Below are 23182 nucleotides of genomic sequence, written 5' to 3'. Positions count from 1 at the left end.
GTCCGGTGGCGAGGGTGAGTACGGCAAGTTGGAGCAGCGACCCCCCAAGCATCTGACTCGCATGCCCCCCGGGGGCCATAAAGAATGCCCATCCGTCGATGGACGGATGGGCATTCTTCCTGCTCAACCTGCGCGCCCGAAGGGACTCGAACCCCTAACCTTCTGATCCGTAGTCAGATGCTCTATCCATTGAGCTACGGGCGCTTGCTGCTCGGCCAGTCTACACACCGGCTTTCGCGCGGAGACTCCGGGATTCGAACCCGGGAGGGGCTTTAAGACCCCAACCGCATTAGCAGTGCGGCGCCATAGACCAGACTAGGCGAAGTCTCCCTGGTGGCCCGGAGACCACCGCGCCCGAGGATACAGGTCCGTACCCACCCGGAGCAAAGCGACTACCGGGAAGGCTCGGCCCCCTGCGTTTTCGTCGTGTGCCACGTCACGCTCGGGTCTACGCTCCATCGATATGCAGGAGCAGCCGCCGAGCGATCCGCCCCGTCGCGAGCCCGCCGCCCAGACCCGGCGGAGCCGCTCCACCAAGCCGACCTTCACCCCGCCACCAGCGCCCGAGCCCGCTCGCGCCGACGTGGCGGGCGACACACCGCCGCGACCCCGGCGGGCCAAGGTCGCGCCGACCGTCCTCTTCCAGCCACCCGACCCCGCGCAGGCCACACCGTCCGTCGCCGAGGTGCCGGCGACCCCACGCCCGCGCCCGTCCGCCGGGGTCACGGCCGGCACCGATCCGGGTACGCCGGCCGGTCCGCCCCCGCCGGCCACCCTCGCCGCCGACGAGCCGGTGATCGGCGAGCCGCTGGTCGACGAGCCGGTGCCTGAGGAGGCCCCGAAGCGACCGCGCCGGGCGCCGGCCGCGAAGAAGGCCGCAGCGACGAAGAAGGCCACGTCGGCAGCACGGAAGTCCACGACCGCGCCCGAAGCACCGGCGGCGCGGAAGATCGCAACGCCCGGGATGGCAACGCCTGAGATCGCAACGCCCGAGGCTCTGCCGGCAGCCGGGATCAAGCACCCCGAGACCACGGCGCCCGAGATCGCTGCGTCCCACATCACAGCCCCCGGGATCGCAGCGCCCGCGGAGGATGGGGCGCCCAGGACGCCCGCACCCCAACCCTCGCCCAGGACCCCCGCACCCCAGCCCCCGTCTCCGGAGTCTGCCGGCGCGCCGGCGGAAGCCGTCGAGGCGACGCTGGCCGGTCGGGCACGCAAGAGCCCCAAAGCCCCGGCGAAGAAGGCCACACCGACGAAGCGGACACCCGCTCGCCGGCCGTCCGCCGCCCAGCGCCCGGCGGCACCCACCGCCACAGAAGCCCCGACCGAGCGCGCCCCAGCCGAGCCCACCCCCGCGCAGCCCCCGACCGAACCGGTTACCGACCAGGCCGGCCAGCGGGACCCGCAGGCGCAGGCAAAGGCCGAGCCGACCGCGACACGGACGGCCGTCGGCCAGGTCATTCCGGTCGAGCCCGCCCAGGTCACCCCGGAGCCGGAGGCCCACGACGCCGGGCCGGGCTGGCGGGCGGTGGGCGTGCGCGTACTCGATCATCCGGGTTTCGCGCCGGAGCTGCTGGCCCTCGCCGCGGTGGACGCCCTCGGGCCGCGCGCCGCCGACTGGGTGCAGCGGACCCGCGACGCCTACCCGGACGCGGACGCCGACGGGCTGGCCCGGTTGGTGACCCGCCGGTTCGTCCGGCTGGCCGGTACGGGCGGCGCGCTCGCCGCGGGTGCCGGGTTGTTCGCGCCGGTGGCGGAGCTCTCGGCGGTGCTCTGGACCCAGGCCAACCTGGTGTTGCACCTGGCCACCGTCTACGGCCGGGATCCGGCGCACCCGGACCGGGTGGCCGAGTTGCTGGTGCTGACCCAGGTGCACCCGGACGGCGGCACGGCCCGCGCCGCGCTGGACGCGGCTCGTTCGGCCGGGGCTCCGGCGGAGGGGTCCTGGTCGCGGGCGGCGGAGGCGGCCTGGCGGCTGGCCACCCCGCTGGCGGCGCAGGCCGTCGGCTGGCTGGGCCTGCGGCTGGCGGCACGGCTGCTTCCCGGGGCGGCGGCGCTGGCCGCGGCGACCGGCGACAGAGCCTCCACCGAGCGCCTGGCAGCCCGGGCAATCACCCTGTACCGCCCGCCCCGCCGCTGAGCCCGCGCCGCGATCTTGCAGTTTGGGCCCGCGTTCTGCATTTTTGGCCCCTTCTGTCGGGGCGCAAAGTGCAAGATCGCCGGGGGTCCGGGGTGGGTCAGAGCCAGCCGAACCAGGACTTTGGCAGGAGGGCGTAGCCGACGAAGGCGACCACGTCGAGGACTGTGTGCGCGACGATCAGCGGCCCTACCCGGCGGGTGCGCAGGTAGAACAGGCCGAAGATCACGCCCATCACGGCGTTGCCGAGGAACGCGCCGAAGCCCTGGTAGAGGTGGTAGGAGCCGCGCAGCAGGGCGCTCGCCGCGAGCACCGCGCCGACCCGCCACTGGAGCTGCCGCAGCCGGGTGAACAGGTAGCCGACCACGATCACCTCCTCCAGGACGGCGTTCTGCACGGCGGCCAGGATCAGCACGGGCACCGCCCACCAGAGGTGCGGCAGGGCGGCCGGGACCAGTGTCGCGTTTATGCCGAGCTGGGCCGCGGCCCAGAACAGGGCCAGCCCGGGCAGGCCGATGAGCGCCGCCAGGCCCGCGCCCCGGGCCAGGTCCGGCCCGGGCCGGGTGAGGTCGGCGCCGAGCGTCCGCGCCGGGTCGCCGGGGTCGCGCGCCAGCAGGTGTACGGCGAGCAGCACCGGCAGCAGCGCGAAGAGGATCCCGAGCAGCTGGTACGTGAGGTCGAGGTAGGGCCGGGCTGACACGGAGTTGTTCAGCGACGCGGTCTGCTTGGACAGCCCGCCCGCGGCGGTCAGCTTGGCGACCAGGGAGACGAGGGCGTACACGGCCGACTGGCCGAGGGAGAGGCCGAGCACGAGCAGCGTCTCGGTGCCCATGGTCCGGCGGGAGACCGGGCGGGTCAGCTCGTCAACCGTCACCGGACCACTGTGCCGCACTCCGGGGCCCGTCGGCACGTCCCGGCGGCCAGGTGAGCCGATCGCACATTGTGTGCGACCGGTGCGCACGCTCCGTGGAGATTCTATGGGGGCCGATCCGCCCGTCAGGAGAAGGAGCGTGCCCTCGTGGAGAACTTCGCGCGGCTGCTGAAGGAGAGCTGGACCCTTGTCGAGGAGGACCGGGAGCGGCTCAGCGGTCACTTCTACGCCCGGCTGTTCCTTCTCGACCCGGCGCTGCGCGCCCTCTTCCCGGTGCAGATGACCGGCCAGGGCGACCGGATCCTGGAGGCGATCGTCACCGCCACCCAGACGGTGGACGACCCGGAGAGCTTCGACGAGTACCTGCGCGCGCTGGGCCGGGACCACCGGAAGTTCCACGTCGAGGCGAGCCACTACGAGACCATGGGCGTCGCCCTGCTGGACGCGCTGCGCAGCACCGCCGGGGACGGCTGGAACCTGGAGTACGACCAGGCGTGGCGGGAGGCGTACGCGAGCATCAGCGCGCGGATGCTGGCCGGCGCGGCGGCGGACGACAACCCGCCGTTCTGGCATGCCGAGGTGCTCACCCACGAGCGGCACGGCCCGGACACCGCCGTGCTGACCGTGCGCGCCCTCCAGCATCCGATGACCTGGCAGGCGGGCCAGTACGTGAGCGTCGAGGCGCCCCGGCACCACCCGCGGGTGTGGCGGACGTACTCGGTGGCGAACGCCCCGAACGAGGAGAACGTGCTGGAGTTCCACGTGCGGACGCCGGCCGGGGCGGCGGGCTGGGTCTCCGGGGCGCTGGTCCGCCGGACCAGGCCGGGCGACCTGCTGCGGGTGGCCGCGCCGATGGGCTCGATGACCCTGGACCGCGCCTCCACCCGCGACATCCTCTGCGTGGCGGGCGGGGTGGGGCTGGCCCCGATCAAGGCGCTGGTGGAGGAGCTGACCCGGGTCAACCGGACCCGCTGGGTGCACGTCTTCTACGGGGCCCGCCGGCCGGAGGAGCTGTACGGGCTGCCCGGCCTGGAGAAGCTGGTGGCCGCCCACCCGTGGCTGTCGGTGACGCCGGCGTGCAGCGAGGACCCGGGCTTCGACGGCGAGATCGGCGACATCTCCGAGGTGGTCACCCGCTACGGCCCGTGGACCACGCACGACTGCTACGTCTCCGGTTCCGCGGCGATGGTCCGGGCGACGCTGCGCGCGCTGGCCGCCGACGACGTGCCGCCGGACAACATCCGCTACGACACCTTCGGCAACCTGTAGACCTTGCTCCCCCCGAGCCGGGTCGCGTGCCCCTGCCCCCTGGGGCACGCGACCCGGCCCCCCGTTCGCCGGTGCGCGGGCCGGGCCGGCAACCGGCCCGCGCACCGGAGTTCCGGCGTCAGTAGCGCCAGGGGTTGCCGGTCTCCCGGTACTCCTCGACCGGCACCAGCGGCACGCCGGGGGCCATCCGGTCGACGTAGAGGCGGCCCTCCAGGTGGTCGATCTCGTGGGCGACCAGCCGCGCCATGGCGTACTCGAAGGACGTGATGACCCGGCTGCCGTCCCACAGGGCGTGTTCCACGTCGATCCGCAGCGGCCGGGGCACCAGCCCCCGGTGGTCGAAGAACGAGAGGCAGCCCTCGTACTGCTCGTCGGTGTCGGAGGCGCTGTCGACCACCCGCGGGTTGAGCAGGACGACAGGTTCGGCCACCCGGTCGGCGGGGCGGACCAGGGCGGCGGCCCAGCCGAGCCCGAGTTGCGGCGCGGCGATGCCGACGCCCTTGCTGAACGGGTGCAGCTCGTCGAGGCGGACCAGCAGGCCGGCGAGCCGGTCGACCACGTCCCGGGCGAGCTGTTCCTCGCGCGGCAGGTCGAACTGCCGGGCGGGCTGCCGGAGCAGGTCGTCACCGCGCTGGAGGATGCCGACCGCGCGCATCCGGTCGCTGGCCCGGACCCGGGCGCCGGGGGCGGGCCCCTCGGGTTCGACGTCGGGGGGCTGGCTGCGGAAGCGCCACTGCATCCGGTAGCGGGCGTTCAGCGGGGGGTCGTCGGTCGCCCAGTCGAAGATCGCCCGGCCGCCGTCGTCGCTGCGTTGGATCGGGGTACGCAGCGGCCCCTCCTCGGCGGAGAGGGAGGTCTCCGCGCCCCACACCTTGGGGTCCAGGTCGGCGGGGAGGTCGAGCCGGACGGCGAGGTGCCGGGTGGGCAGGCGTACGGCGCGCTGGAACCAGGGGCCCCACTTGTCCCGCCCGACGCGGTAGGCGTACTCGATGGTGGCGCGGTCGCCGGGGTAGAGCGGGAAGCGCCCCTCGTCGTTCTCGAAGAGCAGCCAGATCTCCTTGAACGCGTCCCGGTCGTGCTTGGCCCGCCAGTGCATCGGCTCCCGCACGCCCCCGTCGTCCCGGTAGGCCGCCAGTCGCAGCTCGGCGAAGGTGAGCGGGTGCTCGCGGTGGTGCCGGTTGGAGCGGCCGGGGTCGTTGGGGTAGCGGTCGACGGCGACCCGGACCAGGTAGCGGGTGACCGGTTCGGTGCCGGCGTTGTACAGCTCGCGGCGGATGGCGCAGTGGTAGCCGTCGTCGATGTGGGTGAGGGTGGCCGTCTCGCGTTCGACCACCAGCCCGGTGCCGGGCGGCAGCCACTGGCCGGGCACGGGTGGGTCCCGGTGCGCCCCGCCGGAGCGGCCGTGCCGCAGTTCGTCGTACTCCCGGAAGCGCTGCCAGATCGCGCCGCTCGCCTCCAGCACGGCCTCGGCGCGGCGGGCGAAGTCCTCGGTGGGCCGGTGCCGGCGCCCCTCGACGTGGCTGACGTACGACGGGTCGAAGCCCATCAGCGTCGCCAACTGCTTCTTGGACAGCCCTCGGCCGGTGCGGTGCCGGGCGAGTTCGGCCGCGAACGAGTCGGCGGCACGCTCGATCGGTGAGGTCGTCATCGGCTTCCTCGTACGCGGGAAGACCATTTTCACGTTCGGTGGCCGAACGTGTACGGAAACTGCCTCGTATTCGACACTCACCTTGACAATTCAACGGCGTCCGTCGATGCTTGCGCGGTCCGCCGCCCCGCTGGGCGGCGTTTTCCGCCCACGTCGCCGGGTAGTACGCGACGGGCGACGGAGTGACCGGGACCTCTCCCCGGAGCCCTCGGGACGACTTCCCCTCGAAGGGAAGCTGTGGTTAGGCTAGCCTTAGTCCGGCCGACGTACGCCGGCCGGTGGGGCGACCAGACAGGGGACGGCCAGGTGACTGCGGTGATGCCGGGGCGGGACGTCGCCTCCCCGTTCGCCCCGGTGACCGCGACCCTGCGGGCCATGTTCGGCACCGACGACCTGCCCGGGCTCGCGCCCGGCCTGCTGGTCACCGACGGCGCGCCCCACTGGAGCCCGGCCACCCGGCTGGTCGACGGCACCCTGCTCCCCGAGTTCCTGCGGGCGGCGGGCCGGCGCTGGGGCGGCACCCCGCACGCCTGCGCCGCGCTGGCCTGGAAGTCCTACAGCTACTGGACGGCGTTGCCGGCCGTTCTCGGCTGGGCCTCGGCCCGGCGGGTGCCGCTGCTCGACCCGGCCGACGTGCTGGTCCACTTCGAGGACCACCACCAGCTCCTGACCCTCGGCCTGCGCAGCTCGACCGCGGTCGCGGTGCTGCCCGGCGACCCGCTGGCGCTGGCCGGCGTGCCGGGGGTCCGGGTGGTCGCCGACGAGGCGGCGCTGCTCGACGCGCTGCGCGCCTCCCTGCTCGACGCCCACTTCGCCCCGCTGATCGCGGCCATCCAGGGCGAGGTGCGGATCGGCACCCGTACGCTGCTCGGCTCGGTCGCCTCCGGCATCGCGCACGGCATCCTGCGGGCCTCGGACGCGCTCCCCGGCTCCTCGACCGCGACCATCGGCACGCTGCTCGACGCTCTCGACGTGAGCGACCTGGTCGACCTGGTGCCGGGCCCGGCCGGCGAGCCGACCGTGCAGCGGCGCACCTGCTGCCTGGCGTTCACCCTGCCCCGGCCGAAGATCTGCCAGGGCTGCTGCGTCCGCCAGGCCTGACCCGGCCGGTTCGTTCAGTCCACCAGGGGCCGCACGTCCCAGAGCCAGACCCCGCCCGTGAGGGTCGGCCGGATCCCGGTCAGCTCGGTCATCCCCCGGTGCAGTGATCCGGCCTGTCGCAGCCGCGGGTCGAGGACCACCGCGCCCGCCCGCCAGTACCGCAGGTCGTCGACGGCGGCCACCCGGTCCTGCGGGGTGATCGGGGGAACGGCGTCGGTCTTCCGGATCGTGGTGAAGAAGGTGCTGGTGGGGCGGGGCGGGGCGGTGAAGAGGGCGACCCGGCCGGCGCCGGGCCGGGTGTCCGGATAGAGGAAGTAGCCCCGGGCCAGCGGCATGTCCAGCCGCGTCTCCGCCGACCAGCGCAGCGGGACGGCGTAATTGGTGTCGGGGAGCGGGAGCGTCACGATGCTGTGCCCGCCGGCGACGTACGGGCGCCAGGCGCCGGAGGTGACGAAGGCCGGGGTCGGGTCGAGGCGCACCGCGGGAAGCGGGGTGGGCAGGAGCGGCAGCAGCGCCATGGTCAGCACGGTGGCGGTGACGAACCGGATCCGCGGGCGGGCCGCCGGGTGCCGCCGGGCCAGCCGCCGGACGTGTTCGGCGCCGAGCGCGAGCAGGATGCCGACGATCGGGGTGAGCGCCAGCGACCACCGGGTGGGCACCACCGAGTGCAGGATCGGCAGGTGCTCCAGCGCGGCCCAGGGGCCCGGGATGCCGGTGTCCCGCCCGTCGAAGCGGATCTCACGGCCGAGCGAGAACAGCACGAACACCGCGCCGACGGCGGCCAGGCCGAGCACCACGGCGTTGCGGCGCAGCCACCAGACCAGCGCGATCACGAGCACGGCGAGCGGCCAGCCGAAGAAGGCGTTCTCCTCGGTGGCGTTCTTGGCCAGCCAGACGGTGGCGCGCGCGTCGCCGGCCAGGGACTCGCGGGACCAGGCGACGTAGGAGGCGAGGTCGGTGCGGTAACCCCGGATCAACGTGGAGAGCCCCTGGTAGGCCCCGGGTCCGAAGAACTGCACCGAGAGCGGGTACGCGAGCAGCGCGCCGGCGAGCACGGCGGCCACCCCGAGCCCCGCGGCGAAGGGCCGAACGGCCGGACGCAGTTCGGGCCGGCCGAGGGCGAGCGCCAGCACCACGACGCCGAGGCCGAGAGCGGTCATCAGCAGGATCTCCAGGTTGAGGAACGCCTGCCAGACGATGAGCAGCCCGAGCAGCACGCCGTTGCGCAGCCAGCGGCCCGGCTCGGCCAGGCGCAGCGTCCGCCAGACGAGCAGCGGCACCACGAACTGGCTGACAATGTTGGGGTGGGCGTTGGCGTGCGAGACCATGGCCGGCGCGAACGCGCAGAAGCCGGCGCCCAGCCAGGCCGGCCCGCGGGACCCGATCAGCACACGGGAGAGAACGAAATACCAGGCCACACCCGTGGCGGCCATTCCGAGCGTGAGAAAGAGCAGGAATGACCAGCGGGGCCCGAACAGGACGGTGACGGGCGTCATTGGCAGTGAAATGGATAATACGGACGTATTGGCCATCAAATTGACGCCGTCGGGCACGTTCATCCGGTCCGAGGTGAACGGGTAGGCAAAATCGGTCACCACCCGCGCACCGTGCGCCATCATCCACTCGAACTGCGCCTGATCGGTGCGGTTGTCCCGGACGCCGTTGGCCGGGTCCCACCAGATCCGGGCGGTCACCCAGAAGGCGAGCAGCAGGAAACTGAGCACGGCGAGGGCGTCGACCCGCCTGTCCTGCCCCGGTCGTCCGCCCTCGTCGAGCCCGTCATCGGCGGCACCACCCGGAGCGGCGTCCGATTCAGGAGTAGTCATGGCAATTCAGAGCGTAGTCAGGGTATGGCAGGGACGTGACATGTTTCTGGGTACTGGCGTACTATGTGCCGGGTTCGCCGACCGCCGATCACGTGCCCACCCCCGACCGCATTTCGGCCACCCCCGGTGCCCCGATTCCCCCGCCATCCCTTCGGATGGTTGACTCTGTCGGTCCAGGCGCGGGTCAGTCATATCGTGAGGAATCGACGCATGGCAGATATCACTGGGGATCAGCGGGTTCAGTCGGAGGTGCTCGAGGGCCTCGCCACGGCGGTCAACCACCGCCGGTGGTTCGTCGAGCTCGCCGTGCCCTACCTCGGTGACAACCCCATCGAGATCGGCAGCGGCCTGGGCGACTACGCCCTGGAATGGTCCGAGCGCCTGCCCCGGATCACCGCCACCGAGGCGGACCCGGACCGCCTGGTCCGGCTCAAGGAGCGGCTGGCCGACCACCCCGGCATCGAGGTCCGGCAGATGCTGCTGCCGCACTCCGAGCGCGGCGACTACAGCGCGGCCGTGTCGTACAACGTGCTGGAGCACATCGAGGACCACGTGAGCGCGCTGCGCAGCATGCGCGACCTGGTCCGCCCCGGCGGAGCCGTGATCATCATCGTCCCGGCGTTCCAGTTCGCGATGAGCCCGGCGGACGTCGCCACCGGCCACGTCCGGCGCTACACGAAGAAGACCCTGGCCGCGGCCATGACCGAGGCGGGCCTCACCGTCGAGAAGATCCACTACGCGAACGCGCTCGGCCTGATCGGCTACTTCATGGCCACCAAGGTCTTCCGGCTCATGCCGAAGGAGGGCCCCATGGTGAAGGTCTACGACACCCTGGTCCTCCCCGCCACCAAGGCCGCCGAGCAGCGGGTCCGGCCGCCGTTCGGCCAGTCCGTCTTCGCGGTCGCCCGCGTACCGGGCTGACCGGAACGGGGCCTCCGCGTCCGCGGAGGCCCCGTCACCTCAGTCCTTGACCTGGTACGTTGGGCGGATCACCGCCCGGGCCAGGGTGTGGAAGGCCAGGTTGAAGCCGACGTACGCCGGGCTGGCCCCCTTGCCCACGTCGAGCCGCTCCACGTCCACGGCGTGCACCGCGAAGACGTACCGGTGCGGGCGGTCGCCGGGCGGCGGGGCGGCGCCGCCGTAGCCGGTGTCGCCGTAGTCGTTGCGGATGCTGAAGGCGGCCCCCAGGTCGCTCTCCTTGACCCCGGTGGGCAGCTCGGTGACCGAGGTGGGCACGTCCACCAGCACCCAGTGCCAGAAGCCGCTGCCGGTCGGCGCGTCCGGGTCGAAGCAGGTGACCACGAAGCTCTTGGTCTCGTCCGGGAAGCCCGACCAGGCCAGGTGCGGTGAGACGTTCTCGCCGCCGGTGCTGCCGTGCGCGTACCGGGCGTCCATCGGCTCGCCGTTGTGCACGTCGTCACTGGTCAGGTGAAACGACGGCACGGTCGGCAGCAGCTCGTACGGGTCCGGGGCGATCGGTCGTTCCAGGCTCATCGAAACGGTCCTTCCGGGTGCACGCGAATGTCCTGCGCCCCTTCATACCCCCTCCGCCGCCCGGATCGAACCCGAAGCGCCCCGTGTCCGGCTCGCCGCCGGCCGAGCCGCCGCTCAGACGAGCACCGCGCCCCCGTCGACCAGGATCGAGGTGCCGGTCGCCATCGGCTGCTCCATGGCGTAGAGGTAGGCAAGCGCCACGTCGGACGGCTCGCCGACCCGGCCCACCGGCAGGGTGGCGGCGATGCCGTCGTACATCGCCTGCTGCTCCTCGGCGGCCATACCGGCCCAGAGCGGGCTGCGGGTGACGCCGGGCGCGACCACATTGACCCGGACCGGGGCGAGTTCCAGGGCGAGCTGGCGGGTGAGCGCCTCCATGGCCCCGCACACGCTGGCCCCGAGCGCCCAACCCGGCGCCGGACGCCGGCCGGCGTTGCCGCCGGTGAGCACGATCGAGCCACCGTCGCGCAGCGACCTCGCGCCGGTCACCGCGCGGACCACGGCGAGCGCGCCGAAGTAGCGGGTCTCCCAGAAGGCGCGCGCCACCTCGGGCGTGAGGTCGGGCAGCATGGTGAGCCGCAGCGGCTCTCCGGCCGTGTAGACCAGGTGGTCGATGGCCCCGGCGCGCTCGACCAGCCGGGCCAGCGAATCCGGGTCGGTGAGGTCGAGGACGGCGCCCTCCGCACCGGCGGGCAGCTCGCCGAGCGCCCGGTCGACGTTGGCGCGGCTGCGGGACGCGACGATCGGGGTGGCCCCGCGCGCGGCCGCGGCCTGCGCCACCGCGAGGCCGAGCCCGGAGGTGCCGCCCACGACGAGGACCCGGTTTCCGTCGAGTGTCATTGCCGATCCTTTCGATGGGGTTCGGCTCAACCCTCACTCCCCGGGCGGCGGGCCGTCCAAGACCTCTTCGTGGCAGAGTTGATACTCGCCAGGTATGACGGGGGGTGGTGGCCGGTGCCGGACGATCTCGACCTGCGCAAGGTCCGCTACTTCGTCGCCGTCGCCGAGGAGCTGAGCTTCATCCGCGCAGCCGAGCGGCTGCACATCGCGCAGCCCGTGCTCACCCGCCAGATCAAGGTGCTGGAGCGGGAGCTGGGCGTCGAGCTGTTCACCCGCTCCACGCGGGGCACCCGGCTGACCCCGGCGGGCGCGGAATTCCTGGACGAGGCCCGCGCCGTCCTGCGCTCCGCGACCGCCGCCCAGCGCCGGGTACGCCAGACCGCCCGCGGCGGGTCGGAGCTGACCATCGGTTTCATGCCCGGCATCCTGCCCACCGCGACCGTGCGGGCGCTGCGTGAGCGCTTCCCGGAGCTGCGGGTCGAGGTGGTCCGCACCTGCTGGGACGACCAGACGGAGATGGTGCTGGACGGACGGATCGACGCCAGCTTCGTCCGGTTCCCGATCGACCCCCGCGGGCTCACCGTCATCCCGCTCTACACGGAGCCCCGGGTGGTGGTGCTGCCCGCCGGGCATCCGCTCGCCGACCGGGAGCGGGTGGGCCTCGCCGACCTGGCGCTGCTCGACCTACTCCAGGAGCCGGACGCGGTGCCCGAGTGGCGGGACGCGTCCGCCGCGCTCCGGGCCGGCGGCCGACGCGTGGAGTCCCGCCCGCTCCGAGGCCGGACCGTCGAGGAGAAGCTGGAGTTGGTCGCCGGCGAGCGGGGGATCGTGATCCTGCCCGAGTCCACGGCCCGGTTCTACACCCGCCCGGATGTGACCCACCGGCCGGTGGACGGACTCACGCCGCACCAGGTCGCGCTCGCGTACGAGGCGCACCGCGGCTCACCGGAGCTGTGCGCGATCGAGGAGATCGTCCGGGAGCAGTATCCGGGCGGCCGCTGAGCGGTCCCCGGACGTGAAAGCGGAGGGTGTGGGATTCGAACCCACGAAGACATCGCTGCCTTACCGGTTTTCAAGACCAGCGCCATCGGCCACTAGGCGAACCCTCCCTGCCACGTCCCCGAGGGGTGCGTGGCCGTGCCTAGTCTGCCACGGACGGCGGAGCGGGCGAGCCGCCGTCCCACCCCTGGTGGCAGGATGCTCCCGTGTGGGACACCCCGTCCGTGGTGCTGATCAGCGGAATCATGGCGGCCGGCAAGTCCACTGTGGCCGAGCTGCTGGCCCGGCGGCTGCCCCGCGCCGTGCACCTGCGCGGTGACGTGTTCCGCCGCATGATCGTCAGCGGGCGGGCCGAGATGACCTCCGACTTCGGCGACGAGGCGTGGCGGCAGCTCCGGCTCCGCTACGACCTCGCCGCGGCGGCCGCGGACCGTTACGCCGCCGCCGGCTTCACCGTGGTGCTCCAGGACGTGATCCTCGGCGCGGAGCTGCCGGCCGTGGTCGACCGGATCCGGCACCGGCCGCTCGCCGTCGTGGTGCTCGCGCCCCGCGCCGACGTGGTCGCCGCCCGCGAGCGGGACCGGCCCAAGCAGGGGTACGGCGACTGGCCGGTCGCCGACCTGGACGCCGGGTTCCGGGCCGGCACGCCCCGCATCGGGCTGTGGCTGGACACGTCGGCGCAGACGCCCGAGGAGACGGTGGACGAGATCCTGGCCCGGGCGTGGACGGCCGGTCGGATCGGGTAAGACTGGGTCATGCACGCGATCACGATCCCGAAACCCGGTGGACCCGAGGCGCTCGTCTGGGCGGCGGTGCCCGACCCGGAGCCCGGCCCGGGCGAGGTGGTGGTCGAGGTGCGGGCCAGCGCCGTGAACCGGGCCGACCTGCTCCAGCGGCAGGGGCAGTACCCGCCGCCGCCGGGAGCCCCGGCGTACCCGGGGTTGGAGTGTGCCGGGGTGGTGGCCGCGCTCGGTCCGGGGGTGACCGGTTGGGCGGTCGGCGACGAGGTCTGCGCGCTGCTGGCCGGCGGCGGGTACGCGGAGCGGGTGGCGGTGCCGGCCGGCCAGCTGCTGCCGGTGCCGGCGGGGGTGGATCCGGTCGACGCGGCGGCGCTGCCCGAGGTGGCCTGCACGGTCTTCTCGAACGTGGTGCAGTTGGCCCGCCTGGCCGAGGGCGAGACGCTGCTGGTGCACGGCGGCGGCAGCGGGATCGGCACGTTCGCCATCCAGCTCGGTGTGGCGCTGGGCGCGACGGTGGTGGTGACCGCCCGGGCCGCGAAGCACGAGCGGCTGCGCGAGCTGGGCGCCGCGCACGCCGTCGACTACCGGGAGCAGGACTTCGTCGAGGAGGTCCGCCGGGTCACCGACGGCCGGGGCGCGGACGTGATCCTGGACATCATGGGTGCCTCGTACCTGCCGCGGAACGTGGCGGCGCTGGCCACCGGTGGGCGGCTCGTGGTGATCGGCATGCAGGGCGGCCGCAAGGGCGAGCTGGACCTGGGGATGCTGCTGGCGAAGCGGGCCTCGGTGCACGCGACGGCGCTGCGGTCCCGCCCGGTCGCCGAGAAGGCGGAGATCGTCCGGGGTGTCCGCGAGCAGGTGTGGCCGCTTGTCGAGTCGGGGAAGATCCGGCCGGTGGTGCACGCGCGGGCGAGGATGGCCGACGCCGCCGACGCGCACCGGCTGGTGGAGAGCAGCGACCACCTGGGCAAGGTGCTGCTGGTCCGTTGACCGGTCAGGCCGCGCCGGAGCCCTCGCGGGGGAGCATCAGGCGGGCGCCGGGGCCCTCGGCGGCGAGCGCGTCGCCGGGGTTGTAGAGGGTGCAGCGCTGCAACGAGAGGCAGCCGCAGCCGATGCAGCCGTCCAGGTCGTCGCGGAGCTTGCCGAGCAGCCGGATCTTCTCGTCCAGCCGGTCCCGCCAGCTCCTCGACAGGGCGGCCCAGTCGTCCGGCGTGGGCGTACGCGACGACGGCAGCGAGTCGAGCGCCTCCCGGATCTCCTCCAGCGAGACGCCGACCTGCTGGGAGATCCGGATGAAGGCCACCCGGCGCAGTTCGGTGCGGGCGTACCGGCGCTGGTTGCCGCCGGTCCGCTCGGCGCGGATCAGCCCGAGCCGCTCGTAGTAGCGCAGCGCGGAGGGGGCGACCCCGCTGCGCTCGGAGAGCTGCCCGATGGTCAATGTTGCTTCGTGCATCACAGGGCCTTGAGTTGAAGTGTGCTTCAACTCCGAGGCTATCCGCATGACGACGACGACCGCCACCGACCCCGCGGTGCTCGGGGCGCTGCTCGACCGGGTGCGCGCCGGCCGCGAGTTCGGCGCCAACGTGTACTCGACGCTGGACGTGCTCCAGGTGCTCTACGACCGGGTGCTCCGGATCACCCCGGCGACCGTGGACGACCCGGACCGGGACCGCTTCCTGCTCTCCAAGGGGCACGCGGTCGCCGGCTACTACGCGCTGCTGGCCGCGAAGGGCTTCATCCCGGTGACCTGGCTGGACGACCAGGGCGGCCCGGACAGCCGGCTCGGCGACCACCCGGACCGGGTGCTGGTGCCCGGGGTGGAGATCGGTTCCGGGTCGCTCGGCCACGGTCTCGGCCTGGGGGTGGGCACCGCGCTGGGGCTGCGCGCCCAGGGCCGCACCGACCCCCGGGTGTACGTGCTGCTCGGCGACGCCGAGCTGGACGAGGGCTCGAACCACGAGGCGATCGCGTACGCGGGCGCCACGGGGCTCGGCAACCTGACCGCGATCGTGCTGGACAACCGGTCGGCGAGCCACGGCTGGCCGGGCGGCGCGGCGAGCCGGTTCACCGTGAACGGGTGGACCGCCGCGACCGTCGACGGCCGGGACCACGCGGCCCTGCACACCGCCCTGACCGGGCACGACCACCACCGGCCGCACGTCGTCGTCGCGGTCGTCACCGACGGGGAGTGACCATGGGCATGCGTGAAACCTTCGTGACCGCCGCCGAGGAGGTCCTCGCGGATCCCCGCACCACTGTCGTGCTGGCCGACATCTCGGCCGCCGCGTTCGCCCCGGCCGCCGCCCGGTATCCGGGCCGGGTGGTGAACGTCGGCATCCGGGAGCAGTTGATGGTGGGTGTGGCCGGCGGGCTGGCGCTGACCGGCCAGCGGCCCATCGTGCACAGCTACGCGCCGTTCCTCGTCGAGCGGGCGTACGAGCAGATCAAGCTGGACCTCGACCACCAGGGGGTCGGGGCGGTGCTGGTCAGCGTCGGCGCGTCGTACGACCGGGCGGCGGCGGGCCGGACCCACCTCGCGCCGGCCGACGTGGCGCTGATCGACACCCTGCGCGACTGGACCGTGCACGTGCCGGGCCACCCGGACGAGGTGCCCGGGCTGCTACGCGATCTGGTGTGCGGGCGGGACTCGGCGTACCTGCGGCTGTCCACGCAGGCGAACGCGCGGGCGTACCCGGAGGCGGGTGAACTGCGGGTGGTGCGGGACGCCGGGCCGGGCGCGCCGCTGCTGGTGGCCGTCGGGCCGGTGCTGGACGCGGCCCTCGCGGCGATGGCGGACCGGCCGGTCACGGTGGCGTACACCCACCGGCCGCGCCCGTTCGACACGGCCGGGCTGCGGACGCTCGCCGGCACCGAGGTGATCCTGGTCGAGCCGTACCTGGCGGGCACCTCGACCCGGGTGGTGGGCGAGGCGCTGGCGGACCGGCCCCACCGGCTGCTCGCTCTCGGGGTGGGCCGGTCGGACCTGCGCCGCTACGGCTCGCCCGAGGACCACGACCGCTGGCACGGCCTGGACGCGGCCGGCCTCCGCCGCTCGGTCGACGCGTTCCTCACCCCGGCCCGGGCCGCCGCCTGAGCGACGAGACGACGGGACCCCGCCACACCGGCCTGGCCGGGGTGCGGGGTCCGTGTCGCGCGGTGGGGCGTCAGCGGGCGGCGGGGCCGACCGGGCGGCGCCGGGCGCGCTCGCGGGCCAGGATCCAGATCGCCTCGACGCCGTCCTTCCAGGTGATCTTCTTGCCCTCCTCGCGGCCCCGGGCGCGGTAGCTGATCGGGACCTCGTAGGGGCGGATGCGCTGGCGCAGCAGCTTGCCGGTGACCTCGGCCTCCATGCCGAAGCCGCGCGAGCGGACCTGGAGCGAGCGGTAGAGCTCCAGCGGCATCAGCTTGAAGCAGGTCTCCAGGTCGCCGATGTAGGAGTTGTAGAGCACGTTGGCGGCCAGGGTCACGCCCTTGTTGCCCATCACATACCAGAAGCTGTAGGAGCTGTGGCTGCCGAAGGTCCGGTTGCCGTAGACCACCGTGGCCCGCCCGTCGAGCACCGGCTCGAGCAGCCGCGGGATGTCCTGCGGGTCGTATTCCAGGTCGGCGTCGAGGATGACCATGTACTCACCCTCGGCGTTGTCGACGGCGGTCTTGATGGCCGCGCCCTTGCCGGCGTTGCGCTGGTGGGTGATCACCCGCAGCCGGGCGTCGTCCACCCGGCCGAGCACCTCGCCCGTGCCGTCGCGGCTGCCGTCGTCCACCACGACGAGTTCGATCTCGCAGGGGTAGTCCACCGCAAGGGCCTGCTTGAGGGCATCCGCAATGCGTTCTTCCTCGTTGTAGACCGGCATGAGGATCGAGAGCTTCACGGGTTCTCCACGGTGGCGACGGCAAGTCGGGGCCTAGCGTAACCCGGCAGGTCGTCGAGGTCACCACAGCCTGCCCCCGACCTGGCCGGACGCACGGGCACCGGCCCGCCCGATCTGCCGGAGAAGTGCCCTTCCGCGCCCGGCCGCAACGTTTCCGAGACGCATTCACATCTCTCCACCAGACGGTTACCTTCTGGTAACTCAATCGACGTCCCGCGATTGAGGCGAAAGGAGTGCGTCGATGTCTGGTATCCCCACCAGGCGCGCACGGACGACCCGACGCCGCACCCTGGCCGCCGTGTCCGCCGCCGCCCTCGCCCTGCCGCTGCTGCTCGGCCCGGCCGCCCCCGCGGCCGCCGCCGACCGGCCCGCCGTCCAGCCGCTCCCCGCCGCGCTGGAGACCGTCCGCGCCGCCGAGGCCACCGCCCTCTACGGCTCCCCCGACATCCGGCCGCTGGAACAGCGGCGCACCGCCCTGGTCACCATGGGTGACAGCGAGATCTCCGGAGAGGGCGTCGGCAACTACGTGCCCGGCACCCACCAGCCCGGCAACTGGTGCGACCGCTCGTACGACCAGGCCGTCTTCCGCACCGGCATCCCCGCCGACGAGAAGTACAACCTGGCCTGCTCGGGGGCGACCCCGTGGAACCTGATCGCCGGCGGCCCGACCCAGCACAACGAGCTGAACCAGGGCGACCAGTTGGCGATCAAGGCGCGGAACACGCACGTCAGGCTGATCTGGGTGGTGGTCGGCGCGAACGGCGACGGCACCATCCAGTTCGGGCCGGTGGCCACCGACTGCGCGGTACGCCGGGTCTTCTTCCAGGGCGCGTGCTGGCCCACCTACACCGACCAGTGGACGATCCGCACCGACGGCAGCCGGCAGGCGGTCGAGGACGCGCTGAACTCGATCCGGCAGACCATGACCGCCGCCGGTTACCTGCGCTCCGACTACGAGCTGGTGCTCATGTCGTACCCGAGCCCGGGCAGCCCGGACGTCGAGGACAACCCGAACTTCCCCGGCTGGTACTCCGGCGGCTGCCTGCTCTACCTGGCCGACATGGCGTTCGCCCGGAACAAGGCGGTGCCGATGTTCGAGTCGGCGCTGCGCGCCGCCGCCACCCACACCGGCACCCGCTACCTGGACGCCAGCCGGCTCTTCCACGGCCACGAGGTGTGCACCGACAACACCTCGGTCCGCGGCCTCTTCATCGAGGTCGGGATCTGGGACGAGAACGCCGCCCGGCAGTCGTTCCACCCCAACTACCGCGGGCACGGCATGTTCGCCCAGTGCGTCACGCAGTTCTGGAACTCGGGCGCCCAGCGGGCCACCTGCGTCGACCCCGCCAGCACCGGGCAGGGCGTGCTCGTCGACGGGCTGCTGGAGTTCCGGCAGCTGCGCAACGCGGCCACCGGGACCTGTGTGGACGGCAAGGGGTACGACTCCCGCAACGGCACGGCGCAGCAGTCGTACGCCTGCCACGGCGGCCGCAACCAGGGCTTCTGGTACGACCCGGCCCGGCAGTCGCTGCACTCCGAGCTGTCCCACGACCGCTGCCTGGACGTGAGCGGCGGCAGTCTGACCGCCAACACCACCGTCAACATCTACGACTGCCACGGCGGGGCCAACCAGAGGTTCGTGTTCGCCGGCAACCAGCTCAAGCCGGCCGGCGCGACGAACCTCTGCGTCGCCTTCGACAACCCCTGGCTGGGCACCCCGCGGCTGCGGCTGGCGGCCTGCTCGTCGAGCGCCCGCCAGCAGTGGTCCTTCGAGTCCCGGTCGTACGCCAACCCGGTCGGCTACGGCCACGACGACTTCATCGGGTCCCGCGTCTACTGAGGAACGGCACCGGGGCCGGCGCGAGCGCGCCCGGCCCCGGTGCTCCCGGCTCACTTCTGCGTGAACGGGACCACGATCAGCCGGGCCACCCCGTTGTCGCCGTCCTTGGCGCCGGCCACGCCGACGGTCGTGCCGACCTTGATGTCGCTCGACTGCACTGTGGTGCGCCGCTCGACCACCCGGAGCTTCTCGTCGAAGGTCCAGGTCATGGTGAAGCCGTCGGTGGACTTCACGGTCATCGACGTGCCGTCGATCGCGGTCACCTGTCCGCGCTGCACGGCGACGGTCTTCGTCCCGCCGTCCCTGGTCTGCACCACGACCTCGCCGTGCAGGGTGTTTTTGCGCAGCAGCACCCGGGCGCGGTGCCGCTTGCGCCACTCCTGCGCCCGCTCGCCGCGCTTGTCCCGCGGGCCGGCCTGCTCACCGGGCGCGCCGGAGGCCGAGGGAGCCGGGGCGGCGACCGGGTCGACGTCCAGGTCGCCGGCGTCGACGCCGAGCGCGGCCAGTGCCTGGCCGTCCGCGCCCATGGCGGCGGCCACCTCGACGGCGGTCTCCGTCGCGGAGTCCCGGGCGACCTGGGCCGGGCCGCAGCCGGCGAGGCCGAGCGCGGCCGCCGCGAGCAGCGCGGTGACGCCGGTGACGATTCCCTGACGTGCCATCAGTGTTCCTCTCGTCCGTGGTGCCCTCAGCCTTCCCCACGCGCACGAGCGGATCGTCAGGCCGATGTTCGGGTCAGGTAAGGATCTCCGGGCAGCCGGACGGTGAAGGCCGCGCCGCCCTCCGGGGCGTGCCCGGCCGTGATCTCGCCGCCGAGCCGGCGGACCAGCCCGGCGGCGAGCGCCAGCCCCAGGCCGCTGCCCACCTTGCGCACCCCCCGGTACCGCTGGTGCAGCGCCCCCCGCTCGAAGGCCACCGCGAGGTCGTCGTCGGTGAAGCCGGGCCCGCCGTCGCGGACCTCGACGAGGCCGCCCACCGCCGGGTCCGCGCCGGCCGGCCGGACCGCGAGCACCACGGGCGCCCCCGGGGGTACGACCCGCAGCGCGTTCTCCAGCAGCCCGTCCACCACCTGCCGGATCCGCCCCGGATCGGTGTACGCGGGCACCGGCGCGGCCGGCGCCTCCACCCGGAACGGCACGCCGACCGCCGCGCACCGGTCGGTCCAGGTGCGGGCCGCGTCGGCGGCGAGCCGGGTCAGGTCGACCGGACCGGGTTCCAGCGGGAAGTCGGCGGCCTCCAGCCGCGCCAGCGCCAGCAGGTCGCTGACCAGCCGGTCCAGGTGCTCGGACTCGGCGAGCACGGTCCGGCCGGTGGCCGGCACGGCGTCGGCCTCGATCACCCCGTCGGCCAGCGCCTCGGCGTAGCCCTTGATGGCGGTGAGCGGGGTGCGCAGCTCGTGCGAGACCGAGAGCAGGAACTCGCGCTGCCGCCCCTCGCTGGTGGCCAGCGCGGCGGCCAGCCCGTTCAGCGCGTACGCCAGGTCGGCCACCTCGTCGGGCGGTTCGACCGGCACCCGGACGGCCCGGTCCCCGGCGCGCAGCCGGGCCGCGGCGGTGGCCGCGGTACGGATCGGCCGGGCCAGCCGGCGCGCGAGGAACAGGCCGGCGACCGCCCCGGCGGCGAGCCCGGCGAGCAGCGGCAGCCAGAGACTGAGCAGCACCTGCCCCCACGGCCCGTTCCGGGTCGACCGGGTCAGCACCACGCCGTCCCCCCCGGGCAGCGGCCGGCCCTCGACCAGGGCCCGTTGGCCGCCGACGATCCGCCGGCCGGAGACGTCCCGGCCGGCCGCCACCCGGTTCACCACCTGCCGGGGCAGTCCGGCGCGGTCGGCCTGGCCCGCCCGGATCAGGTACACCTCGATCTGCTGCTGGCGGAGCTGTCGGATGAGCCGGTCCCCGGCGGTGTCCCGCTGGCGTACCGCCCGGACGCGGAGCACGTCGGCGGCGAGCCGGGCCTGGGCGGCCAGCGCGACCTGGTCGCGGCGCTCCGCGCCGCGCACCGCCAAGGGGACCGCGACCAGCGCGGTGACCAGCACCGACACCAGCGCCACCGCGCAGGTGACGAGCACCGCGCGGGCGGTCAGGGTGTGCGCGAACCGCCGCCGGGGCGGGGCCGACGGGCCGGGCCCGACGACCGGCAACGCCATGGTGGGCTGCTCAGGCATCGGCCGCGTACCCGACGCCGCGGTGGGTGCGGATGACGCTGGCCGCGCCGAGCTTCGCGCGGACCTGCGCCACGTGCACGTCGACGGTCCGGGTGCCGGCGTGTGCCGCGTACCCCCAGACGCCGGCCAGCAGCTCCTCCCGGGTGAAGACCCGGCCGGGCCGGGCCATCAGGTGCGCGAGCAGGTCGAACTCGGTGGAGGTGAGCTGCACCGGGGCGCCGGCGGCGGTGACCGTGCGGCGGGCCGGGTCGAGGGTGACCGGGCCGACCACCCGGGGCCGCTCGGCCACGGCGGGCGCGCCGGCGGTGCGGCGCAGCACCGCCCGCACCCGGGCCACCAGCTCGCGCGGGCTGAACGGCTTGGTCACGTAGTCGTCCGCGCCCAGTTCCAGGCCGACGACGCGGTCCACCTCGTCGTCCCGGGCGGTGAGGAAGATGACGGGCGTCCAGTCGCCGGCCTCGCGCAGCCGCCGGCAGATCTCGGTGCCGGCCAGGCCGGGCAGCGCGATGTCGAGCACGCAGGCCACCGGGCGCAGCCGCCGCGCGGCAGCCAGCCCGGCCGTCCCGTCCCGTTCCAGGTGTACGCCGAAGCCGTCCCGGGTCAGGTAGAGCCGGACCAGGTCGGCGATGGCCGGCTCGTCCTCCACCACGAGGACGAGCCCGCGCGGTGCGTCGTCGGCGGTCACCGGCCCATGATTACCGACCGGGGACCGCCCGGAAGGTCAGGGGAATGTTCGGGTTCGGTAAGGAGCCGGTCAGCGGACCGCTGCGGGGCGGAACACGGCCGGGCGGGCGGCGGCCGGCGGCTCGCCGATGGTGGCGACCAGCCGTTCCGCGGGCGTCCGGAGCCGGGTCCGGAAGGCGTGGTTGAGCAGCGCGTCGAGCTGCCACACCTGCTTCGGGTGGTGGGTCCGGATGAGGAACCGCTCCCGGACCCCGTCGATCGCCGTGGCCGCCAGCTCCAGGCTGTGCGACCGGGGGTCGGGGCTCCAGGTGACGTTGCTCAGCTCGCGCAGTTCGGTGTTGAGGTGCAGGCGCAGCCGGTGCAGCACCCGCGTCTGCCGGGTGACCACCAGGCGGCGGTGGGTGAGGAGCATCAGGTAGTCGCCACCGATCGGGTGGTCCGGGCGGCTGCACCGGGTGACCAGGATGGTGGCGTCGCCGGAGCCGACGCACCGGCGGAAGACCGGCATGTGCCGGCTGACGGTCTGGGTCGCCAGGCCGGTGTCGGCGGCGGCCGGAAGGAACGTTCGCGAGAACACGTCCATGCAAGATGCAACGAGCAGGTGCGCGGGGGTGATATGGGTCACTCCCGATTTCTGGAACTTCCACCCGTGCAAATCGCACCCCCGGTGCGACATCGGCGCCGGTCAGGCGGGCGGGTCGGCGAACACCTCGCCCAGCCAGCCGGGGACGGCGGCGGCGTACTCGGCGCGGGCCGGATCCGGGGTGGCCAGGGCGCGCCGCCAGGACAGCGACCGGCTCACCGTGGTGACCGTCATGGCCAGGCCGGCGGCCTCCCGCAGAGCGGCCCGGTCGTGGCGGTCGGTCCACGCCTCCAGGTAGGCGTCCCGCAGCCGGCCCAGCACCGGGTCGCCGGGCGCCAGGCCGGAGCCGTGGGCCACGGAGTTGAGTGTCACCAGCAGGGTGCCGAACGGGTGGGCCACCGAGGCGTCACCCCAGTCGAAGAAGCGGTAGCCGGCGTCGGTGACGAAGACGTTGCCGTCGTGCAGGTCGTCGTGCTGCACGCTGGCCGGTACGCCGAACTCCGCCAGGCGCCGGCAGGTCGCGGCGAACTCCGGCCGGTGCGCCCGCAGCCGAGCGTGCAGGTCCGGGGTCAGCCCGTCGGGCTCGCCGAGCAGCAGGGCGTCGGAGTCGTCGAGCAGCCGGTCGAGGAGTTCCGGCATCACCTCGAGGCGGTGGTCGGGCACCCCGGCGGCCAGCAGCCGGTCGACCCGGGGCGCGACCGCGACCTGCAGCGCCGCGTACGCGGGCAGCACCCGCTCCCAGTGCGTGAGGTCCCCGGCGAGCACGTCGCGCAGGCTCGGGCCGCCGTCGGGCAGCAGCGACCAGCCGCGCGCGGTGTCGACGGCGAGCGGGTCGAGCACGGTCCCCGGGGCGAGCCGGGCCAGTTCGGCCAGGAGGCCCGCCTCGTAGCGGGTGCCCGGGTTGTTGGCCTTGAACCAGACCGGACCGGCCTCGGTGGGCACCCGCCAGACCAGCGACCAGGGGCGCACCCGGGGCTCGACCGCCCCGGTCACCCGCCGGCCGTGCCGGCCCAGGGCGTCACCGATCCAGGCCAGCGCGGCGTCCCGCCACCGCTGATCGGTCCACTCGGGTGTCGTCACGGTGCGCACGCTAGGCGCTGGCCCCGACGTCAGCCAG

At 73.8% G+C, this 23182-nt stretch carries 22 protein-coding genes and 3 tRNA genes; 10 read left to right on the top strand and 15 right to left on the bottom strand.

Going from position 1 to position 23182, the window contains the following annotated elements:
• Positions 1-131: 131 nt before the first annotated feature.
• A tRNA-Arg gene (locus GA0070603_RS20690) sits at positions 132-204 on the bottom strand.
• A 35-nt stretch (positions 205-239) separates the two neighbouring features.
• A tRNA-Ser gene (locus GA0070603_RS20685) sits at positions 240-330 on the bottom strand.
• 133 nt (positions 331-463) lie between these two features.
• On the opposite strand from GA0070603_RS20685, the gene GA0070603_RS32115 reads away from it, so the two are divergent.
• Complete coding sequence (locus GA0070603_RS32115; protein ID WP_244282574.1) at positions 464-2140, top strand: hypothetical protein; 1677 nt, start codon at positions 464-466, stop codon at positions 2138-2140.
• 97 nt (positions 2141-2237) lie between these two features.
• Here GA0070603_RS32115 and GA0070603_RS20675 read toward each other — a convergent pair whose 3' ends face one another.
• Positions 2238-3011: a CPBP family intramembrane glutamic endopeptidase gene (locus GA0070603_RS20675; RefSeq protein ID WP_091316628.1), complete on the bottom strand. Its 774-nt coding sequence runs from the start codon at positions 3009-3011 to the stop codon at positions 2238-2240.
• 144 nt (positions 3012-3155) lie between these two features.
• On the opposite strand from GA0070603_RS20675, the gene GA0070603_RS20670 reads away from it, so the two are divergent.
• Positions 3156-4277, top strand: coding sequence for a globin domain-containing protein (locus GA0070603_RS20670; RefSeq protein WP_091316626.1), 1122 nt, complete (start codon positions 3156-3158; stop codon positions 4275-4277).
• 118 nt (positions 4278-4395) lie between these two features.
• Here the strand turns inward: GA0070603_RS20670 and GA0070603_RS20665 are convergent, their stop codons facing one another.
• Entirely contained in the window at positions 4396-5925 is a 1530-nt protein-coding gene (locus tag GA0070603_RS20665) for a peptide deformylase (protein ID WP_091316623.1), read from the bottom strand.
• Between the two features lie 318 nt (positions 5926-6243).
• Here GA0070603_RS20665 and GA0070603_RS20660 point away from each other — a divergent pair, with 318 nt between their 5' ends.
• Complete coding sequence (locus GA0070603_RS20660; protein ID WP_091322158.1) at positions 6244-7026, top strand: hypothetical protein; 783 nt, start codon at positions 6244-6246, stop codon at positions 7024-7026.
• Positions 7027-7040: 14 nt separating this feature from the next.
• On the opposite strand, the gene GA0070603_RS20655 is transcribed toward GA0070603_RS20660, so the two are convergent.
• Positions 7041-8852 (bottom strand): glycosyltransferase family protein, encoded by a 1812-nt coding sequence (locus GA0070603_RS20655; protein ID WP_208862920.1) that lies wholly within the window; start codon positions 8850-8852, stop codon positions 7041-7043.
• Between the two features lie 210 nt (positions 8853-9062).
• Between GA0070603_RS20655 and GA0070603_RS20650 the strand changes: the two genes are divergently transcribed.
• Entirely contained in the window at positions 9063-9773 is a 711-nt protein-coding gene (locus tag GA0070603_RS20650) for a class I SAM-dependent methyltransferase (RefSeq protein WP_091316619.1), read from the top strand.
• A 39-nt stretch (positions 9774-9812) separates the two neighbouring features.
• Here the strand turns inward: GA0070603_RS20650 and GA0070603_RS20645 are convergent, their stop codons facing one another.
• Both GA0070603_RS20645 and GA0070603_RS20640 read right to left on the bottom strand, forming a co-directional pair.
• Positions 9813-10346, bottom strand: a complete 534-nt coding sequence (locus GA0070603_RS20645) for a YbhB/YbcL family Raf kinase inhibitor-like protein (RefSeq protein WP_091316617.1) — start codon at positions 10344-10346, stop codon at positions 9813-9815.
• A 114-nt stretch (positions 10347-10460) separates the two neighbouring features.
• The gene (locus GA0070603_RS20640; RefSeq protein ID WP_091316614.1) at positions 10461-11186 is read right to left on the bottom strand and encodes an SDR family oxidoreductase; all 726 of its coding nucleotides are present in this window, start codon (positions 11184-11186) and stop codon (positions 10461-10463) included.
• Positions 11187-11300: 114 nt separating this feature from the next.
• Between GA0070603_RS20640 and GA0070603_RS20635 the strand changes: the two genes are divergently transcribed.
• Positions 11301-12188: a LysR family transcriptional regulator gene (locus GA0070603_RS20635; RefSeq protein ID WP_091316612.1), complete on the top strand. Its 888-nt coding sequence runs from the start codon at positions 11301-11303 to the stop codon at positions 12186-12188.
• Between the two features lie 20 nt (positions 12189-12208).
• On the opposite strand, the gene GA0070603_RS20630 is transcribed toward GA0070603_RS20635, so the two are convergent.
• Positions 12209-12295 (bottom strand) — tRNA-Ser (locus tag GA0070603_RS20630).
• A 96-nt stretch (positions 12296-12391) separates the two neighbouring features.
• On the opposite strand from GA0070603_RS20630, the gene GA0070603_RS20625 reads away from it, so the two are divergent.
• Positions 12392-12931: an AAA family ATPase gene (locus GA0070603_RS20625; RefSeq protein WP_208862919.1), complete on the top strand. Its 540-nt coding sequence runs from the start codon at positions 12392-12394 to the stop codon at positions 12929-12931.
• A 9-nt stretch (positions 12932-12940) separates the two neighbouring features.
• A complete protein-coding gene (locus tag GA0070603_RS20620; RefSeq protein WP_091316609.1) occupies positions 12941-13915 on the top strand; it encodes an NAD(P)H-quinone oxidoreductase in 975 nt (324 codons plus the stop codon).
• Positions 13916-13919: 4 nt separating this feature from the next.
• On the opposite strand, the gene soxR is transcribed toward GA0070603_RS20620, so the two are convergent.
• Complete coding sequence (gene soxR, locus GA0070603_RS20615) at positions 13920-14378, bottom strand: redox-sensitive transcriptional activator SoxR (RefSeq protein WP_091316607.1); 459 nt, start codon at positions 14376-14378, stop codon at positions 13920-13922.
• A gap of 46 nt (positions 14379-14424) precedes the next feature.
• Here soxR and GA0070603_RS20610 point away from each other — a divergent pair, with 46 nt between their 5' ends.
• Together GA0070603_RS20610 and GA0070603_RS20605 are read left to right on the top strand one after the other, a co-directional pair.
• Positions 14425-15117, top strand: a complete 693-nt coding sequence (locus GA0070603_RS20610; RefSeq protein ID WP_091316605.1) for a thiamine pyrophosphate-binding protein — start codon at positions 14425-14427, stop codon at positions 15115-15117.
• 8 nt (positions 15118-15125) lie between these two features.
• Positions 15126-16019 (top strand): transketolase family protein, encoded by an 894-nt coding sequence (locus tag GA0070603_RS20605; protein WP_091322154.1) that lies wholly within the window; start codon positions 15126-15128, stop codon positions 16017-16019.
• Positions 16020-16089: 70 nt separating this feature from the next.
• Here GA0070603_RS20605 and GA0070603_RS20600 read toward each other — a convergent pair whose 3' ends face one another.
• Positions 16090-16797 (bottom strand): glycosyltransferase family 2 protein, encoded by a 708-nt coding sequence (locus GA0070603_RS20600; protein WP_091316602.1) that lies wholly within the window; start codon positions 16795-16797, stop codon positions 16090-16092.
• A 298-nt stretch (positions 16798-17095) separates the two neighbouring features.
• Between GA0070603_RS20600 and GA0070603_RS20595 the strand changes: the two genes are divergently transcribed.
• The gene (locus tag GA0070603_RS20595) at positions 17096-18637 is read left to right on the top strand and encodes a ricin-type beta-trefoil lectin domain protein (RefSeq protein ID WP_244282573.1); all 1542 of its coding nucleotides are present in this window, start codon (positions 17096-17098) and stop codon (positions 18635-18637) included.
• Positions 18638-18687: 50 nt separating this feature from the next.
• Here the strand turns inward: GA0070603_RS20595 and GA0070603_RS20590 are convergent, their stop codons facing one another.
• The 5 genes from GA0070603_RS20590 to GA0070603_RS20570 form a co-directional block, all read right to left on the bottom strand.
• The gene (locus GA0070603_RS20590) at positions 18688-19296 is read right to left on the bottom strand and encodes a hypothetical protein (protein WP_091316597.1); all 609 of its coding nucleotides are present in this window, start codon (positions 19294-19296) and stop codon (positions 18688-18690) included.
• 56 nt (positions 19297-19352) lie between these two features.
• The gene (locus GA0070603_RS20585; protein WP_091316595.1) at positions 19353-20798 is read right to left on the bottom strand and encodes a sensor histidine kinase; all 1446 of its coding nucleotides are present in this window, start codon (positions 20796-20798) and stop codon (positions 19353-19355) included.
• Positions 20791-21483 carry a response regulator transcription factor gene (locus GA0070603_RS20580; RefSeq protein ID WP_091316592.1) on the bottom strand — a complete coding sequence of 231 codons (693 nt, stop codon included), beginning with the start codon at positions 21481-21483 and terminating at the stop codon, positions 20791-20793. The genes GA0070603_RS20585 and GA0070603_RS20580 overlap by 8 nt, the downstream gene beginning before the upstream one ends.
• Before the next feature lie 69 nt (positions 21484-21552).
• Complete coding sequence (locus tag GA0070603_RS20575; RefSeq protein ID WP_091316589.1) at positions 21553-22065, bottom strand: hypothetical protein; 513 nt, start codon at positions 22063-22065, stop codon at positions 21553-21555.
• 102 nt (positions 22066-22167) lie between these two features.
• The gene (locus GA0070603_RS20570; protein WP_244282572.1) at positions 22168-23145 is read right to left on the bottom strand and encodes a phosphotransferase; all 978 of its coding nucleotides are present in this window, start codon (positions 23143-23145) and stop codon (positions 22168-22170) included.
• Between the last annotated feature and the right edge of the window lie 37 nt (positions 23146-23182).

The sequence above is a fragment of the Micromonospora chersina genome (genome assembly GCF_900091475.1).
Classification (GTDB): Bacteria; Actinomycetota; Actinomycetes; order Mycobacteriales; family Micromonosporaceae; genus Micromonospora; species Micromonospora chersina.
Note: the sequence above shows the minus strand (reverse complement) of the source record. Positions and strands in the feature narration are given on the sequence as shown.

Excerpts from the sequence above, each read along its gene's own strand:
- GA0070603_RS32115 (WP_244282574.1), top strand. The coding sequence starts at position 464 with ATGCAGGAGCAGCCGCCGAGCGATCCGCCCCGTCGCGAGCCCGCCGCC.
- GA0070603_RS20665 (WP_091316623.1), bottom strand. The coding sequence starts at position 5,925 with ATGACGACCTCACCGATCGAGCGTGCCGCCGACTCGTTCGCGGCCGAA.
- GA0070603_RS20660 (WP_091322158.1), top strand. The coding sequence starts at position 6,244 with ATGCCGGGGCGGGACGTCGCCTCCCCGTTCGCCCCGGTGACCGCGACC.
- GA0070603_RS20655 (WP_208862920.1), bottom strand. The coding sequence starts at position 8,852 with ATGACTACTCCTGAATCGGACGCCGCTCCGGGTGGTGCCGCCGATGAC.
- GA0070603_RS20650 (WP_091316619.1), top strand. The coding sequence starts at position 9,063 with ATGGCAGATATCACTGGGGATCAGCGGGTTCAGTCGGAGGTGCTCGAG.
- GA0070603_RS20645 (WP_091316617.1), bottom strand. The coding sequence starts at position 10,346 with ATGAGCCTGGAACGACCGATCGCCCCGGACCCGTACGAGCTGCTGCCG.
- GA0070603_RS20640 (WP_091316614.1), bottom strand. The coding sequence starts at position 11,186 with ATGACACTCGACGGAAACCGGGTCCTCGTCGTGGGCGGCACCTCCGGG.
- GA0070603_RS20620 (WP_091316609.1), top strand. The coding sequence starts at position 12,941 with ATGCACGCGATCACGATCCCGAAACCCGGTGGACCCGAGGCGCTCGTC.
- soxR (WP_091316607.1), bottom strand. The coding sequence starts at position 14,378 with ATGCACGAAGCAACATTGACCATCGGGCAGCTCTCCGAGCGCAGCGGG.
- GA0070603_RS20610 (WP_091316605.1), top strand. The coding sequence starts at position 14,425 with ATGACGACGACGACCGCCACCGACCCCGCGGTGCTCGGGGCGCTGCTC.
- GA0070603_RS20605 (WP_091322154.1), top strand. The coding sequence starts at position 15,126 with ATGCGTGAAACCTTCGTGACCGCCGCCGAGGAGGTCCTCGCGGATCCC.
- GA0070603_RS20590 (WP_091316597.1), bottom strand. The coding sequence starts at position 19,296 with ATGGCACGTCAGGGAATCGTCACCGGCGTCACCGCGCTGCTCGCGGCG.
- GA0070603_RS20585 (WP_091316595.1), bottom strand. The coding sequence starts at position 20,798 with ATGCCTGAGCAGCCCACCATGGCGTTGCCGGTCGTCGGGCCCGGCCCG.
- GA0070603_RS20575 (WP_091316589.1), bottom strand. The coding sequence starts at position 22,065 with ATGGACGTGTTCTCGCGAACGTTCCTTCCGGCCGCCGCCGACACCGGC.